Genomic DNA, 15,551 nt, shown 5'->3' with positions numbered 1-15,551 from the left:
AAGGTGTGATTTGCAAGGAATTGGCGAAGTATGACAATCACGACATGTTTTTGAAACATAAATGTAATAAAAATATTAGCTCATTTTGTCGATGTCTCATGTATAATGAAAATCGTGGATTAAAACAAAGATAGATATTTAAATATTTTACTATACATAATGAAACACCTAGTGATAGAAACAATCTGGTCAACATCTGACTGAACAATCAGGAAGAAAGACATAGAGAGCACAGATTGGTCGCAGAGAATTTGCTGCTTTCTAATGTCGCTTGGGAAATTGTCAAAGGAGGAACTATTCGTGAAAAAGTTTATTACTTTCGGTTTAGCTTCGGTGATCGGAGCAAGCGGTTTATTTATTCCATTTACGCATGAAGCAAACGCACAGAACTTTGAACAAAAGAAACAAGAACTAGACAGCAAGCAATCTGAGGTAAACAAGAATCTTCAAAAGAAAAAAGAAGAGCTTTCAAAGCTTGAAGCAAAACAAGAGGCACTTGCACAAAAGCTTAAAGATATTGATGAGAAAGCTTTAAAAACAAGTGATCAAATCGAAGAAAAACAAAAAGAAAATGAAAAAACAAAAAAAGAAATCAAAGCATTGAAAAAAGAAATTGCTGATACAGAAAAACGTATTGAAGAAAGAAACGAGTTCTTGAAAAAGCGTGTACGTGCCCTTCAAGAGAGCGGAGGTTCTACGAAATACATAGATGTATTACTAGGAGCAAAAAGTTTTAGCGATTTCATCAGCCGTGCAGGTGCAGTATCTACACTGATCAACGCAGACAGTGAAATCATTAAAGAGCAGGAAAAAGACAAAGCAGAACTTCAAAAGTCTGAAAACGAATTAAACACAAAGCTTGAAAATGTGCAAAACACACTTGCAAAGCTTGAAACGCTTCAATCAGACTTGAATAAACAGCTTGATGAAAAAGACAAGCTATTCAAGCAAGTGAAAAAGCAAAAAGGAAGTGCTTTTTCTGAAATCAGCGAGTTAAACAGTGAGGCTAACAGCATTGCTTCTGAAAAAGACGCAACAATCGCTGCACAAAAACAAGCTGAAAAAGAAGCAAGAGAAGCAGCTCAAAAAGCAAAAGAAGAAAAAGCGCAAAGACAACAGCAGCAGCGTCAAGCTAGTGTTCAAGCGGAAGACAACAGCTCAAATAACGATAGCAGCCCGTCTTCAAGTAACAGTGGATCATCTAATGACAACAATAACAGCAACAGCAGTTCACCAAGCAAGAAGCCATCTTCTGGCGGTGGATCACCTGTCAGCAGTAACGTAGGCGGAATTGAAGGTGCGATCAGCACAGGTTCTAGCATTGTTGGACAATCTCCGTATAAATGGGGCGGCGGCAGATCACAAGCCGATATTGACGCACGTCGTTTTGACTGTTCTTCATTCGTTCGCTGGGCATTTGCATCAGCAGGCATCAACCTTGGACCAGTTGGCGGTACAACAACAGATACGCTTGTAGGTAAAGGAAGAGCTGTAAGTGCATCTGACATGAAACGCGGAGACCTTGTGTTCTTTGATACGTATAAAGTAAATGGACACGTTGGTATTTACTTAGGAAACGGTACATTCTTGAATGATAACAGTTCCCATGGCGTTTCAGTTGATTCAATGAGTAATCCTTATTGGAAGAGATATTTCAATGGCGTTGTAAGAAGAGTCGTTGAATAAATCATTACTTTTTATATAACCGTAAACAGGCTTCCTTAAACAGCAGTTTAAGGAAGCTTTTTCTTTTTTTGAAGATATGAGCAAATGATTCGCTTATTCCCCGCAGATTTAATAGGATATGGGTAAGGAATAAAAGCTAAGAGTGGAAATGATGCTCTCTGTCATGAATGGAAGCATCACCCAAGGGCATTCTAATAAGAAATGCGAGCAGCAATTGAAGAGGGAGTGACAGTTGTGTCAGAAGAAAAAATCTACGATACGATCATCATTGGAGCGGGTCCTGCCGGAATGACAGCCGCTGTTTATACATCACGGGGAAATCTTTCAACATTAATGATTGAAAGAGGAATTCCAGGCGGACAAATGGCGAATACGGAAGATGTCGAGAACTATCCTGGCTTTGAAAGTATTTTAGGGCCGGAACTTTCAAATAAAATGTTTGAGCATGCGAAGAAATTCGGTGCAGAGTATGCATATGGCGATATTAAAGAAATCGTGAACGGTGAAGAATACAAAATCGTCAAAGCCGGCTCAAAAGAATACAAAGGACGCTCTGTCATTATAGCGGCAGGGGCTGAATACAAAAAAATCGGGGCACCAGGTGAAAAAGAACTTGGCGGCCGCGGCGTATCATATTGTGCAGTATGTGACGGGGCTTTCTTTAAAAACAAAGAGCTTGTCGTCATTGGCGGCGGTGATTCTGCGGTAGAAGAGGGTGTGTATCTCACACGCTTCGCTTCTAAAGTAACGATTATCCATAGACGCGATAAACTTCGTGCACAAAGCATTTTACAAGCGCGTGCCTTTGATAATGAAAAAATTGATTTCAAGTGGAACAAAACCGTCAAACAGATCAATGAAGAAAACGGGAAAGTCGGCAGTGTGACATTGGTTGATACGGTGACTGGTGAAGAAGAAGAGTTTAAAACAGACGGTGCCTTCATCTATATCGGAATGCTGCCGCTGTCTAAACCATTTGAAAATCTCGGTATTACAAATAAAGAAGGCTACATCGAGACAAACGAAAGAATGGAAACAAGAGTGGAAGGTATTTTCGCAGCTGGTGACATTCGTGAAAAAACACTTCGTCAAATTGTGACAGCAACAGGTGACGGAAGTATTGCAGCACAAAGCGCACAGCATTATGTAGAAGAGCTTGCTGAAAAACTCAAAGCAACGAAATAAAAGGCTGTCGTAAATCCTTAATATAGCGTCATGGGCTTTTAACTGGAATGTAACACGGGTGAAATAATTTTCCGTTATGATGAAACTAGTAATTGACCCCCTTTTATAAGGAATACATGTTTGGCACGGATGTGAATCCGTGTCCTTTTTTTTGCCTGAAATCAGAAATTCACGAGATGTTCACAAATGACGCATGGAGAACCATTAGATGCTGTAAAATAAAGAGTAGAGAAATTGTCCGTTACACGATTCAAACGAAAACCGGTCTGTTTTCGGGGAAGAACGGGCATGTTCATTGTGGGAGTCAGGTTGAACCTGTATAATAAGTTAAAGACATAAAAGAGTAGGTGACAGCTGATGCAACGAGTAACCAATTGTGTGCTGCATCACGAAGATCAAGTTCTCTTGCTGCAAAAGCCAAGACGGGGCTGGTGGGTAGCACCGGGCGGCAAAATGGAAAGCGGAGAATCGGTCAAGGATTCAGTCGTTCGAGAATATAGAGAAGAAACAGGTATTTATATTTTAAATCCGCAGCTGAAAGGTGTTTTTACCTTTATCATAAAAGAAGGCGATCAAATCGTTCAAGAGTGGATGATGTTCACCTTCATGGCAGATTCATTTACCGGAAAAAACGTAACAGAGTCAGAGGAAGGCGTTTTAAAATGGCATGACGTAAAGGATGTGCCTGATTTGCCGATGGCCCCAGGAGATTCCCATATTCTTGATTTCATGCTTAAAGGAAAAGGACTACTGCACGGCACTTTTACGTATACACCCGACTTTGAGCTGATTGCTTATCGGTTAGATCCTCAGGGAGAATAATACATGAACCGTTTTCATAAAGAAGGAGAGGAAGCAGGCATGAATACACACAAACAAGAAGATATTCAGCTTGTGATTATTACAGGAATGTCAGGTGCGGGGAAAACCGTCGCCATTCAAAGCTTTGAAGATTTAGGCTACTTTTGTGTTGATAACCTGCCGCCATCACTTTTACCGAAGTTCTTAGAGCTCATGAAGGAATCGAATTCCAAGATGAGCAAGGTCGCTCTTGTGATGGATTTGCGCGGACGCGAATTTTTTGACAGCTTAATTGCCGCCTTAGATGAAATGAGTGATCTTGACTGGATTACGCCAAGAATTCTATTTTTAGATGCAAATGATAAGGTGCTTGTCTCAAGATACAAAGAAACGAGACGTTCGCATCCCCTTGCGACAACAGGTTTGCCGCTCGAAGGAATTGAAATGGAGCGCGAGCTGTTAGAGGAGTTAAAAGGCCGGTCTCAAATGATTTTTGATACATCGGATTTAAAACCGAAACAGCTGCGAGAAAAAATTGTCACGCATTTTGCCACCAATCAAGGACAGGTGTTTACAGTAAATGTGATGTCCTTTGGTTTTAAATACGGCCTGCCGATAGATGCTGATCTTGTCTTTGACGTGAGATTCCTGCCGAATCCTTACTATATTGAGAGCATGCGTCCACAGACTGGAAACGATGAAGAAGTGCGCTCCTATGTGATGAAATGGAGTGAAACGCAAAAATTCACAGAGAAATTAATCGATCTCCTCAGCTTTATGCTTCCGTCCTATAAACGGGAAGGAAAAAGCCAGCTTGTGATCGCCATCGGCTGTACAGGCGGACAGCATCGATCTGTGACGCTGGCCAACTATTTATCGGAGTATTTTAAAAACGACTACTATACACATGTCACTCACCGGGACATTGAAAAGAGAAGCAGAAAATAGATGACGACACTACCAAAGGTGGTCATTCTTGGCGGCGGCACTGGCTTATCTGTTTTGCTCAGAGGGCTTAAAACGAAGCCAGTGGACATTACCGCTATTGTAACGGTTGCTGACGACGGAGGCAGCTCAGGCAGACTGCGGCATGATTTGAATATTCCCCCTCCAGGAGATATTCGAAACGTCCTTGCGGCTCTCTCTGATGTGGAACCGCTAGTAGAAGATCTATTTCAGCACCGTTTTAACAAAGGGAATGACTTAACAGGCCACTCACTCGGCAACCTCATTCTTGCGGCCATGACAAATATAACCGGTGATTTTTTTCATGCCGTCACTGAAATGAGTAAGGTTTTAAATGTGAGAGGAAAAGTATTGCCAGCAGCAAATTCAAGTGTTGTTCTTCATGCTGAATTAGAAAATGGGCAAATGGTGACAGGAGAATCGAAAATTCCCACCTATGGTGAGCGAATCAAACGCGTGTTCCTCACTCCCGATACGATTGAACCGCTGCCAGAATCCATCCAAGTCATTCGTGAGGCGGATTTGATCGTCATTGGGCCCGGCAGCCTGTATACGAGTATTTTGCCTAACTTGCTTGTCCCGCATATTGGAGAAGAAGTGATTCGCTCTAAGGCGAAAAAAGTATATATTTGCAATGTCATGACGCAGCCGGGGGAAACGCTTTCCTACAGTGCAGCTGATCATGTTCAGGCATTAAATGATCATATGGATCGTCCATTTATCGATACGATTTTTGTGAACAATAAAGAAATTCCAGAAGAAATCAAAGCAAAATATGCAGAAGAACAGGCACAGCCTGTCCAATTCGACACAGATGCACTGAAAGCAATGGGACTAGAAGTGATTCCTGGAGAAATCATTACATATGACCAGCATGTCATTCGTCATGACACGCTGAAAGTAGCCTCGCTGCTTGTCGACCTGCTGCATCAGAAAAAATAGGAATGGGGGTGGCAAGGATGTCATTTGCATCCGAAACAAAAAAAGAGCTGACTAATCTGGACGTGAAGGACTGCTGCACAAAAGCAGAGCTTTCTGCCCTCATCCGTATGAACGGTTCATTATCTTTCTCTAATCGAAAATTGATTTTAGATATACAGACAGAGAACGCAGCCATTGCAAGACGGATTTATACGCTGCTCAAGAAGAAATACGATGTGACAGTCGAACTGCTCGTCCGTAAAAAAATGAGATTGAAAAAGAATAACGTGTATATTGTCAGACTGGTAGAACGAGCGAGAACCATTTTAGAGGATTTGAAAATATTAGGTGAGCAATTTGTATTTGAGCGCAATATTTCAGAAGAGCTTGTGAAGAAAAGATGCTGCAAGCGCTCCTATATGAGAGGTGCTTTTTTAGCAGGCGGTTCTGTGAATAACCCAGAAACGTCCTCCTATCACCTTGAAATTTTTTCACTATATAAAGAACATAATGATGCCCTTTGTGAACTGATGAATCAATTTCATCTTAATAGTAAAACACTTGAGCGCAAAAAAGGGTACATTACGTACATGAAGGAAGCAGAAAAGATCACGGAATTCTTAAGTGTTGTGGGCGCTCATAACTCACTGCTCCGCTTTGAAGATGTGCGGATCGTCCGAGATATGAGGAACTCCGTCAACCGGCTCGTCAATTGTGAAACAGCAAACTTGAATAAAACGATTGGTGCATCACTGCGTCAGGTCGAGAACATTCAATTCATTGATGAAAAAATTGGACTTGATGCCCTGCCGGAAAAGCTTCGTGAAATTGCCAAACTGCGAGTCGACTATCAAGAGGTCACGCTGAAGGAACTTGGAGAAATGGTGGAAAGCGGCAAGATCAGCAAGTCAGGGATTAACCACCGTTTAAGAAAGCTAGATCAAATCGCAGAACAATTACGAAACGGACAAGCTGTTACACTCAAATAGGAGAATGAAAAAGGGAGGCAGATCATATGGTGGAAAAAACGGTCACCATCCAGCTGAAAACAGGCTTGCAGGCACGTCCAGCTGCTTTGTTCGTACAAGAAGCCAATCGCTTTGGTGCTGATATTTTTCTAGAGAAAGATGGGAAAAAAGTCAATGCGAAAAGCATTATGGGTCTCATGAGTCTTGCGATCAGCTCTGGGGTTACTGTCACACTGATTGCAGATGGTGCGGATGAGCAAGAAGCCATTGAGGCGTTAACGGATTTTATCAATCAAGAAAACTGAGTCTCTTCAAAGGCTCAGTTTTTTTAGGAGGGAATGTCATGATTCAAACAGCTTTTTTACAGAAGATCGGATATGAAGGCCAGTCCATCACCTTTGATGACTTGCCTGTAGTATTAAAAAAAATGGCCTTTACCTTTCCGTTTGAAAATAGAGCTGTTCTGAACAAACAATCCTACGCTTTGAATCAAGAAGGGTTGAAGCAGCATCTACTTGAAGGAAACAGAGGAGGTCTTTGTTACGATCTCAATCCTCTCTTATACTATGTGTTAAAAGAGGCTGGGCTCTCTGTACAGCTTCTTCAAGGAACAGTGTATATCAAAGAAGCGGATACGTGGGCCATTGATGGCACGCATGTAGCCATCATGTTGAAACATCATAACGAACGCTTTCTCATTGATGCGGGATTTGGTGTGAATTTACCTCTCCAGCCTGTGCCTTTTACAGAAGATTGGGTGGAAGGAGCGTCTATTCGGTTTCGCGTCAAAGCAAAGGAAACCGAAAAAGGGACACATCTGCTCCAATTAGATAAAGGAGATGGCGCTGAAACAGGCTATGCGTTCACTTTGAACGAGGTGGATGAGGATGCATTGTGCCAATTGAGACACGAGATTTATGAAAATGAATCCTCTACTTTTAACAAAAGACCGCTTGCCTCAAAGCTCACGCCAACAGGACGTGTGGTCGTTACTGAGGATCATGTCACCACACATGAGCATGAAGAAGTGTCGAAAAAGCCGCTTCCGATTCCTTTTGAGGATTATGTAAAAAAGCTTATACCGTAAACCACCATACGAAAAGACAGCCCTAGATCAAAAGGGGCTGTCTTTTTTATTGATTATCGAATACGTGTGAAAGTCGCATAATGGTCTGTTGTTTTGTAAATGAGCCAGTCGCTTGAATACACAAGACGGTCAGCATTGCGGAAGCCTGAAACGTAGTTGATGTCTGCCTCACGCCATGTTCGGCCGCTTGCTGAAGGAAGACGTCCCTCCCGGTTTGAGAAAATATCTCCACCAATGCTTTTACCTGGCGCCACCTCGGCTAGATTTCCCTTAGATGCCACCCATCCGAGAGCACTTGCTTGTGATTTTGTAATGTAGTTATCAGGCAGTCGTTTGTAGCGAATTAAATAATCTGCTACACCATCAAACGTATTAATGACGGCAAGGGTACGCACATCCGGCGTGAGCTGAATAGAAGCAGTTTCAGTTGTGGCTGTTGGTGTAAGAGGTGTTTCTGCATGAGCTTGCTGCGGGACAAATCCAGAAAACAGAATAGCAGCGATCAGAGCGAACATAGTAAAAATCGAACTTAATCTTTTCATCTTCATCCTCCTATTAAGGAAATCGGATGCCGTCCTCTTGATGCTTGTCTAGCTCATATTATAGCACCCGAACATAAAGGAAATGTAAAGAATCAGGATATTTGCTAAAATGAGTCTTTTCTCCTGATGTCTCCTAAAAGAAATAAATAAAAAGACGCAGTTTCTGCGTCTTTCAGCGTGTAGACAAACCCTCGCATTCTTTGTCAGTCCTGCGCGCTGGTGCTCACGAATGTCAAATTCGCTCCGCAAAAGTAGCCGTCCTTCCTAGACTGCAAAGGTTTTCTATCACGCTGAAAAGAAGACAAAGAGCTAAAATAAAGATCATTTTAGCCCTTTGTCAACCATCTGAAAGACGCAGTTTCTGCGTCTTTTCTGTTCAAGATGAAGCAAGCTCCTTCACAACATCAACAGGCGCCTTCCCATCTATTCCATGAATCACATTATGAATGGCTCGTTTCAGCATGAGATCCCTTGTTGTTTCAGTAGCGGAACCGATGTGAGGGGCTAGGGTGACATTGTTCATCTCTTTGAAAGGATGATCCTCTTGAAGCGGTTCCTGCTCATACACATCAAGACCAGCGCCTTTGATCCATCCCTCCTGAAGTGCTTGAATGAGGCTTTTTTCATCCACTGTTTTCCCGCGGGAAATGTTTACAAATAAAGCCGTTTGCTTCATTAACTTCAATTCTCGTTCCCCAATCATATGATACGTTTCCTCGGTCAGCGGTGTAATCAACACGATGATATCAGCTTGTTTTAAAAGTTCATCAAGTGCACAATAGACAGCGCCATACGCCGTTTCAGCCTTTTCATTCCGGCTTCGGTTATGATAAAGAACGTTCATATCAAAACCATGTGCTGCCCGTTTGGCCACTTGTTCTCCGATACGTCCCATGCCAATAATACCGAGCGTTTGGTGATGTAAGTCGATGCCAAAGATCTCTTCCTCCTGTACGAATTTCGTCCATTTTCCTTCACGGATAAAACGGTCAAGCTCGGCGATTCTTCGCGCAGAGGAGAGAATGAGCGAAAAGGCAAGGTCAGCCACGGTATGATCGAGGGTATAAGGAGTGTGCGTACCAATCACGCCTCTTTGCCTCATCGCTTCTATATCGAAATTGTCATAGCCGACAGAGTTATTACTCACCACCTTGAGTTTTGGTGCGTGATCTAACAGCTCTTGATCGATTTTTGTTCCAGACGTTAAAAGACCATCAGCGTGCTGCAGCTTCTCAAACAACATGTCTCTTGGAATAGGGTCTTTGGATTGCCAAACCTCGTATGTACAATGTTCCTTTAGCATTTCTTCAAAAGAGGCAGGTAAGGATTTGGCGACAAAAATGTGTGGTGTCACAGTCAATTCGCTCCTTTCACATGGTCATCTTACTCCTTTTATTATATAGCAACGATTTCGGCAGAACACGTTTGAATGTTAGCAGCTCAATATTTAATATACTGAAATAACGGTAAAGAAAGACATTTTCTTAGTGAAAAAGTAGATTCTTATGCCATCTGATGCATTTTTTATCTATATAAAAATAAGCTGATAGTAGATGAGACATGTGAAATTGTAAAATTTTACGAGAGATTATCTGACAAACTGGAAAATAGATCGAGACTTTTTGATAGAAAATTTATTATATTTGAAATGTATTAAACGGGATGGTCATTTTCTACTAAACCATTTTATTGTCTTTTGGTGTGATGAGAACAATAGATTGAAAACAAACCCGCGAAGCCGTTGGGATGCAGCGTAAAATAGAGAAAATGATGATATTTCTTCTCATCGTTTTCTCATTTTTTTCTTTTTTTTCTATCATTTTTCTTCTCTATTCTTGAGAACACAAGAAAGAAAAGGAGGACAGGCACGAGCTTACGTTACTTAAAAAAAGATGGGAGATGGCAAAATGGGATCAAAATTAGAACAGATTCTTCAGCACAATTCAGAGTTTGTGAATGAGAGACATTATGAGCCTTACAAAGCGGGGAAATTTCCTGAGAAAAAACTGGTTATTTTAACGTGCATGGATACCCGTCTTTTGGAATTATTGCCGCAATCTATGGGACTGCGCAACGGGGATGCAAAAATCATTAAGAATGCAGGCGCCATCGTGACACATCCGTTCGGCAGTGTGATGCGGAGTACCCTGCTAGCCATCTATGAACTAAAGGCAGAGGAAGTATGCATTGTAGGGCATCATGAATGCGGAATGGCAGGTCTTGCGGCGGACCCTTTACTTGAAAAGGCGAAAGCACGCGGAATCGAAGAGAAATGCTTAAGCATTGTGAAAAACTCAGGAGTTGATTTAAAGGGCTGGCTGACAGGCTTTGATTCAGTTGAAGAGAGCGTGGCCCAAAGTGTGAAATTAGTGAAAGAGCATCCACTGATGCCAAGTGATGTGGCTGTTCATGGACTGGTGATTCACCCAGCAACAGGAAAGCTGGATGTCGTTGTGAAAGATAAACTGATTGACCCGCAGTATACCTAAATCATCTACACATACTTGAAGGAGGCCAACACATACCATGCGTTTTTATGGAAGATTTGAAGGGTACAATTCATCAAAGTTTAGACGCGATTTAATCGCTGGGCTTGTCGTGGGGGTTGTGGCAATTCCTTTAGGCATGGCATTTGCCATAGCATCTGGTGTCGGACCAGAATATGGATTATATACAGTCATCGTTGCCGGCATTTTGATTTCATTGTTTGGTGGTTCAAAGTATCAGATCGGCGGGCCGACCGGGGCGTTTGTTCCCATTTTATTCGGGATCGTCAGCCAGTACGGTATTGAAAACTTGCTCATTGCCGGTTTTATGGCAGGCTGTATGCTTGTATTATTCGGAATATTCAAACTAGGGAAGCTCATGAAATTTATTCCTCGTCCGGTTATCATCGGTTTTACTGCTGGCATTGCTGTCATTATTTTTTCAGGACAGATTGCCAACTTCCTCGGATTAAAGGGTGTTGAAAAACATGAAAGCTTTTTCCTCAATATGAGAGAAATCGTGGTCCATCTTGGGACCTCAAACAGTCTCGCCATCATCACAGCCGTCATCGGGCTCATCGTGATTTTGGCGGCACAAAAATACATTCCCAAAATACCTGGTGCTCTATTAGGTCTATTGGCTTCTACGTTTCTAGCCGTTCTCTTTTTTCAAGGACAAGTTGAAACGATTGGCTCTGCATATGGTGAAATCCCTCGTCAGCTGCCAACCTTCGCTTTTCCTGAATTGACGATTGAAAAAATGATATACCTCCTGCCTCCAGCAATTGTCATTGCGCTTTTAGGCGGCGTGGAATCGATTTTATCCGCAATGGTCGCTGATAATATGAAAGGCTCTAAGCATGACAGCAATAAAGAGCTTGTGGGGCAAGGAATTGCCAATATGGCGGCACCGCTTTTCGGAGGAATTCCAGCGACAGGTGCTATTGCCCGAACGGCCACGAACATAAAAAATGGCGGGGCTAGTCCGTTTTCTGGTGTTGTGCATGGCGTTGTCGTCTTGCTGATCTTAATGGTATTTGCGCCGTATGCGTCGATGATTCCACTTGCTGCAATGGCACCGATTTTAATGTTTGTTGCTTGGAATATGAGTGAGAGAAAAGAGTTTATCAATATTTTGAAAGTGAAAAACGCTGATTCGCTTGTACTGGTTGTGACCTTCCTGCTCACGGTCATCGGTGATTTGATTATTGGCGTCACTGCTGGTCTCATTTTAGCGTTTATCGCCTTTATCAAAAAAATGAGCCAGACGACCAATATTCATACCAATGTCGCCGTTCCTCAAATGGAAACAGCAGCTGCTTTAGAAAAACAGACAGAGGAGAAAGGGATCAGTATGTATTCCATTGAAGGGCCGCTCTTTTTCGGAACAACAGATTCATTAGAAAATTCGATATTGGATCATGTTCAAACAAAACCGAAAACGCTCATTCTGCTTATGAATAAAGTCAATTACATGGACACATCGGCAGAAGCGGTTCTAATGAATATCTCCAATCGGTTAAAGCATCATAATGGAAAGCTGATGATCGTTGGACTTCAATCACAGCCTAAGGAGCTTTTGCATCGAACAGGTCTATTCCATCATATCGGAAAACAGCATTTCTTTGAACGAACGGATGACATCTCACCACAGCATCTTTAAGGCGTAAAAAAACACGTGACAGCTTGGTCACGTGTTTTTTACTGGCTCTTTTTCTCCAGAAAAGCGTTTGTTGAGTTTTTGTTGATGAGCGCTGAAGACCTCTTCTACTGTGACATCATATTGATCCGCTAAAATGAGGAGATTTGCTAAGACATCTCCCATTTCTTCAATGAGTTCTTTTTTTAGCTCAGGTGATTCCTGCCTCTGCTCATCAGGCCGGTCTCGTCCGATTTCTATTGTTCTAACAGCACGAGCGAGTTCTCCCGTTTCTTCCATTAAGAAGCCTAACCGGATAAACGGTCCGTATTCTGTCCAATTTCTCGTTTGATAAAAATTTTTGATCCACTTCTCCATCTCGATTGTTTGCATTCGCTCTATACAACTCCTTATATGGTATTCACTCTTTTGATTTTACACTATATATAGAAGAAACGGCTGTTTCTTTACAAATCATTATAGTAGAATGAGTGGGTGAAGAAATCATAGAGAGAGATGGAGCTGTTTTGATGAAAACGATTTGTGTGTTTGCTGGTTCGAATCCAGGTGTAAGTGATGTCTACAAGCAAAAGGCTGTGGAGCTGGGTGCTTATATGGCGAAGCAGGGCATTCGTCTTGTTTACGGAGGATCGCGTATTGGGTTAATGGGCGCGATTGCCGATGAGGTCATGAGACATGGCGGGCAAGTGATCGGTGTCATGCCTAAGGGGCTTTTTAGAGGAGAAGTCGTGCATCAAGAGCTGACAGAGTTAATTGAGGTAACAGGCATGCATGAACGAAAAGCGAAAATGAGCGAGCTGGCCGATGGGTTTATTGCGATGCCAGGTGGCTTTGGTACATATGAAGAATTATTTGAGGTGCTGTGCTGGGCACAAATCGGCATTCATCAAAAGCCAATTGGATTGTATCAAGTGAATGACTATTTCAAACCGCTCATGGACATGGTGAAATTTAGTATACAAGAAGGTTTTTCGAATGAATCACACCTTCAATTGTTACATGCTTCGAGTGAACCGGAGGAATTAATCACGCAGATGGCTTCTTATCAAACACCGTCTCTTCAGCAGAAATGGACGGAGCTGTCTTAAAGTATGATGAAAACAAAAAACCGTCTGTTCAAGGAGCAGACGGTTTGTGTTGTGATCATTATTTTTGTTCTTCTGTATTACGGGTCAAGACTTTGTCAATGAGTCCGTATTGAAGTGCTTCTTCCGCTGTTTTGAAGTTGTCACGATCTGTATCGCGCTCAATGACTTCAATTGGCTGACCAGTACGTTCAGCAAGTACTTGGTTCAGTTTATCGCGTAAAGAAAGGATTCGTTTTGCCGCAATTTCAATTTCTGTTGCTTGACCTTGGGCACCGCCTAGTGGTTGGTGAATCATGACTTCACTGTTTGGAAGAGCATAACGCTTACCTTTTTCACCAGCAGCAAGCAGGAACGCACCCATAGATGCAGCCATACCAATACAAATAGTTGATACCTTTGGTTTAATAAATTGCATCGTATCGTAAATGGCCATACCAGCTGTGATTGAACCGCCAGGGCTGTTAATGTAGATAGAAATATCTTTTTCTGGATCTTCAGCTTCTAAGAAAAGCAGCTGTGACACGATGGAGTTGGCAACATTGTCATCGATCGCAGAACCAAGCATGATAATACGGTCTTTTAAAAGACGAGAATAAATGTCGTAAGCTCTTTCCCCACGATTTGTTTGCTCAATGACTGTAGGTATTAAATTCATAATGTTCCTCCTTCACCTTTTAGGTAAGTATGTAATTCAATGATACATTTTTGGTCAATAAAGGTCAAACAAAACGCTGACCTAAATTCAAATACCCGTATCCATTTTCCCCAAAATCATTCCACTTCAAACCAGCATATTATTCTATGTATCCAAAAGAAGAAAATACATCATCAAGACGAATGATTAATCATTGCTTTCTTGCAGCATTTCCCTTATAATTTGATATGCTGACGTTCAAAAAACATATCGTGCGCTCGTAGCTCAGTTGGATAGAGCGGTGGTTTCCGGTACCACGTCTGCCGGGGGTTCGAATCCCTCCGAGCGCGTACTTGACCTTGCTTACGATAGACAATGGTCTCACGAAACTCTCTCCTTTGGAGAGGGTTTTTTCGTTCCGCTATATGTATGATTCACTTTTAAAACTTTTCATCTATGAATGTTTATTTATGCTATAATTAATAATCATTCTCAATTAAAGGTGGTTTCGTAAGTGAAAAAAATGATCTGGCTGGTCAGTCTGCTGGCACTGCTGTTAGTGGCATGCGGGCAGAAAGAGAATAAAGAGCAAGCAGCAAGTACGCGTACATATACAACGGAAACGGGTGAAAAGATCACCATTCCTGCCAAACCGAAGCGGATTGTTGTGTTAACAGCGCAGCTTGGGAACTTTAAAAAGTTAGGTGTGACACCTGTTGGCATGACGGATGTTTATCCTAAATCATCATTTTTAGATGAAACAGGTGTGAAGCGGGTACCGATTGAAAATGTGGAGGCAATTGCAAAGCTGAAGCCTGATTTGATCATTGCTTATTCACAAAACGAACAGATTGAAAAATATAAAAAGATTGCCAAAACGATCACGTTTACGACAAGTGAACACAGCTTCAAAGAGATGCATATTGAAATTGGAAAGATTCTTGGAAAAGAAGCGTTAGCGAAAAAACAAATACAAGAAATGGACGAGAAGCTGAAGAAAGACGGGGAAGAAGTGAAAGCGAAAATTGGTGATGACAAGACATTCTCCATTATGGATGTCCAGCCAAAGCAAGTGTACTTATTTGGTACGGACTTTGGCCGCGGCGGGGAAGTCATCTATCAAGGCTATGGATTCAGCTTGCCTGAAAAGGCAGAAAAGGCACTTCCAAAGGAAGGTTATCTCGGGATTTCACTAGAAGAGATGAACGAGTATACAGGGGACTATTTACTTGTACCAACAAAGGATGGAAAAGAGCCAAATCTTGATATTACGAACAGCGGTGTATGGAAGAAAAATCAAGCGGTGAAGCAAGGGCATGTCCTGTACTACTCAATCAAGGAATTTATCTATGCTGATCCAATCTCCATTGAAAAACAATCTGCTGCATTAAAAAAAATGCTGCTCAAATCATAATGTGAAAAAGACAAAGTGCTCATTAGGAGACTTTGTCTTTTTTCATACCACTTCATCATGAAATACTGGACGTAAGACTCATTTCTTCCCTTTTCAGGCGTATTTGTTGAGCC

16 protein-coding genes and 1 tRNA gene are annotated in these 15,551 nt (G+C 41.9%); 13 read left to right on the top strand and 4 right to left on the bottom strand.

Annotated features, from left to right (window positions below):
• Positions 1-300 precede the first annotated feature (300 nt).
• From NSS80_RS17015 to NSS80_RS16980, 8 genes are all read left to right on the top strand, one after another.
• Positions 301-1,686: an NlpC/P60 family protein gene (locus tag NSS80_RS17015; protein ID WP_041115609.1), complete on the top strand. Its 1,386-nt coding sequence runs from the start codon at positions 301-303 to the stop codon at positions 1,684-1,686.
• Between the two features lie 234 nt (positions 1,687-1,920).
• Positions 1,921-2,871 carry a thioredoxin-disulfide reductase gene (trxB, locus tag NSS80_RS17010; protein WP_087976242.1) on the top strand — a complete coding sequence of 317 codons (951 nt, stop codon included), beginning with the start codon at positions 1,921-1,923 and terminating at the stop codon, positions 2,869-2,871.
• 357 nt (positions 2,872-3,228) lie between these two features.
• A complete protein-coding gene (locus NSS80_RS17005) occupies positions 3,229-3,693 on the top strand; it encodes an 8-oxo-dGTP diphosphatase (RefSeq protein ID WP_034281027.1) in 465 nt (154 codons plus the stop codon).
• A gap of 39 nt (positions 3,694-3,732) precedes the next feature.
• Positions 3,733-4,620 (top strand): RNase adapter RapZ, encoded by an 888-nt coding sequence (gene rapZ, locus NSS80_RS17000; protein ID WP_034281443.1) that lies wholly within the window; start codon positions 3,733-3,735, stop codon positions 4,618-4,620.
• Complete coding sequence (locus NSS80_RS16995) at positions 4,621-5,580, top strand: YvcK family protein (RefSeq protein ID WP_034281026.1); 960 nt, start codon at positions 4,621-4,623, stop codon at positions 5,578-5,580.
• 17 nt (positions 5,581-5,597) lie between these two features.
• The gene (whiA, locus tag NSS80_RS16990) at positions 5,598-6,548 is read left to right on the top strand and encodes a DNA-binding protein WhiA (protein ID WP_034281025.1); all 951 of its coding nucleotides are present in this window, start codon (positions 5,598-5,600) and stop codon (positions 6,546-6,548) included.
• Positions 6,549-6,574: 26 nt separating this feature from the next.
• A complete protein-coding gene (locus NSS80_RS16985; RefSeq protein WP_024423549.1) occupies positions 6,575-6,832 on the top strand; it encodes an HPr family phosphocarrier protein in 258 nt (85 codons plus the stop codon).
• Between the two features lie 38 nt (positions 6,833-6,870).
• Positions 6,871-7,614, top strand: coding sequence for an arylamine N-acetyltransferase (locus NSS80_RS16980; protein WP_252049835.1), 744 nt, complete (start codon positions 6,871-6,873; stop codon positions 7,612-7,614).
• 53 nt (positions 7,615-7,667) lie between these two features.
• On the opposite strand, the gene NSS80_RS16975 is transcribed toward NSS80_RS16980, so the two are convergent.
• Together NSS80_RS16975 and NSS80_RS16970 are read right to left on the bottom strand one after the other, a co-directional pair.
• On the bottom strand, positions 7,668-8,156 hold the full coding sequence (locus NSS80_RS16975; RefSeq protein ID WP_041115611.1) for a ribonuclease: 489 nt from the start codon (positions 8,154-8,156) through the stop codon (positions 7,668-7,670).
• A gap of 376 nt (positions 8,157-8,532) precedes the next feature.
• Complete coding sequence (locus NSS80_RS16970) at positions 8,533-9,510, bottom strand: D-glycerate dehydrogenase (RefSeq protein ID WP_342498354.1); 978 nt, start codon at positions 9,508-9,510, stop codon at positions 8,533-8,535.
• A 553-nt stretch (positions 9,511-10,063) separates the two neighbouring features.
• Here NSS80_RS16970 and NSS80_RS16965 point away from each other — a divergent pair.
• Both NSS80_RS16965 and NSS80_RS16960 read left to right on the top strand, forming a co-directional pair.
• On the top strand, positions 10,064-10,645 hold the full coding sequence (locus NSS80_RS16965; RefSeq protein ID WP_317221814.1) for a carbonic anhydrase: 582 nt from the start codon (positions 10,064-10,066) through the stop codon (positions 10,643-10,645).
• 37 nt (positions 10,646-10,682) lie between these two features.
• Positions 10,683-12,305 carry a SulP family inorganic anion transporter gene (locus NSS80_RS16960; protein ID WP_252049834.1) on the top strand — a complete coding sequence of 541 codons (1,623 nt, stop codon included), beginning with the start codon at positions 10,683-10,685 and terminating at the stop codon, positions 12,303-12,305.
• A gap of 27 nt (positions 12,306-12,332) precedes the next feature.
• Here NSS80_RS16960 and NSS80_RS16955 read toward each other — a convergent pair whose 3' ends face one another.
• The gene (locus tag NSS80_RS16955) at positions 12,333-12,674 is read right to left on the bottom strand and encodes a MazG-like family protein (RefSeq protein ID WP_252049833.1); all 342 of its coding nucleotides are present in this window, start codon (positions 12,672-12,674) and stop codon (positions 12,333-12,335) included.
• A gap of 137 nt (positions 12,675-12,811) precedes the next feature.
• Between NSS80_RS16955 and NSS80_RS16950 the strand changes: the two genes are divergently transcribed.
• A complete protein-coding gene (locus NSS80_RS16950) occupies positions 12,812-13,390 on the top strand; it encodes a TIGR00730 family Rossman fold protein (RefSeq protein ID WP_252049832.1) in 579 nt (192 codons plus the stop codon).
• A 58-nt stretch (positions 13,391-13,448) separates the two neighbouring features.
• Here NSS80_RS16950 and clpP read toward each other — a convergent pair whose 3' ends face one another.
• On the bottom strand, positions 13,449-14,045 hold the full coding sequence (gene clpP / locus NSS80_RS16945) for an ATP-dependent Clp endopeptidase proteolytic subunit ClpP (RefSeq protein WP_007500118.1): 597 nt from the start codon (positions 14,043-14,045) through the stop codon (positions 13,449-13,451).
• Positions 14,046-14,298: 253 nt separating this feature from the next.
• Here clpP and NSS80_RS16940 point away from each other — a divergent pair.
• Positions 14,299-14,374: transfer RNA gene (locus NSS80_RS16940), tRNA-Arg, on the top strand.
• A gap of 173 nt (positions 14,375-14,547) precedes the next feature.
• Positions 14,548-15,438: an ABC transporter substrate-binding protein gene (locus tag NSS80_RS16935; RefSeq protein ID WP_317222504.1), complete on the top strand. Its 891-nt coding sequence runs from the start codon at positions 14,548-14,550 to the stop codon at positions 15,436-15,438.
• Positions 15,439-15,551 lie beyond the last annotated feature (113 nt).

The sequence above is a fragment of the Bacillus sp. FSL M8-0350 genome, from assembly GCF_038593345.1.
Classification (GTDB): Bacteria; Bacillota; Bacilli; order Bacillales; family Bacillaceae; genus Bacillus; species Bacillus safensis.
The sequence above is the reverse complement of the archived record's forward strand: the minus strand, read 5'-3'. Positions and strand labels throughout refer to the sequence as shown.

Bases quoted from the DNA above. Each gene is read 5' to 3' on its own strand.
- NSS80_RS17005 (WP_034281027.1), top strand. From the start codon at position 3,229: ATGCAACGAGTAACCAATTGTGTGCTGCATCACGAAGATCAAGTTCTC.
- rapZ (WP_034281443.1), top strand. From the start codon at position 3,733: ATGAATACACACAAACAAGAAGATATTCAGCTTGTGATTATTACAGGA.
- NSS80_RS16995 (WP_034281026.1), top strand. From the start codon at position 4,621: ATGACGACACTACCAAAGGTGGTCATTCTTGGCGGCGGCACTGGCTTA.
- whiA (WP_034281025.1), top strand. From the start codon at position 5,598: ATGTCATTTGCATCCGAAACAAAAAAAGAGCTGACTAATCTGGACGTG.
- NSS80_RS16985 (WP_024423549.1), top strand. From the start codon at position 6,575: ATGGTGGAAAAAACGGTCACCATCCAGCTGAAAACAGGCTTGCAGGCA.
- NSS80_RS16980 (WP_252049835.1), top strand. From the start codon at position 6,871: ATGATTCAAACAGCTTTTTTACAGAAGATCGGATATGAAGGCCAGTCC.
- NSS80_RS16975 (WP_041115611.1), bottom strand. From the start codon at position 8,156: ATGAAAAGATTAAGTTCGATTTTTACTATGTTCGCTCTGATCGCTGCT.
- NSS80_RS16965 (WP_317221814.1), top strand. From the start codon at position 10,064: ATGGGATCAAAATTAGAACAGATTCTTCAGCACAATTCAGAGTTTGTG.
- NSS80_RS16960 (WP_252049834.1), top strand. From the start codon at position 10,683: ATGCGTTTTTATGGAAGATTTGAAGGGTACAATTCATCAAAGTTTAGA.
- NSS80_RS16955 (WP_252049833.1), bottom strand. From the start codon at position 12,674: ATGCAAACAATCGAGATGGAGAAGTGGATCAAAAATTTTTATCAAACG.
- NSS80_RS16950 (WP_252049832.1), top strand. From the start codon at position 12,812: ATGAAAACGATTTGTGTGTTTGCTGGTTCGAATCCAGGTGTAAGTGAT.
- clpP (WP_007500118.1), bottom strand. From the start codon at position 14,045: ATGAATTTAATACCTACAGTCATTGAGCAAACAAATCGTGGGGAAAGA.
- NSS80_RS16935 (WP_317222504.1), top strand. From the start codon at position 14,548: ATGATCTGGCTGGTCAGTCTGCTGGCACTGCTGTTAGTGGCATGCGGG.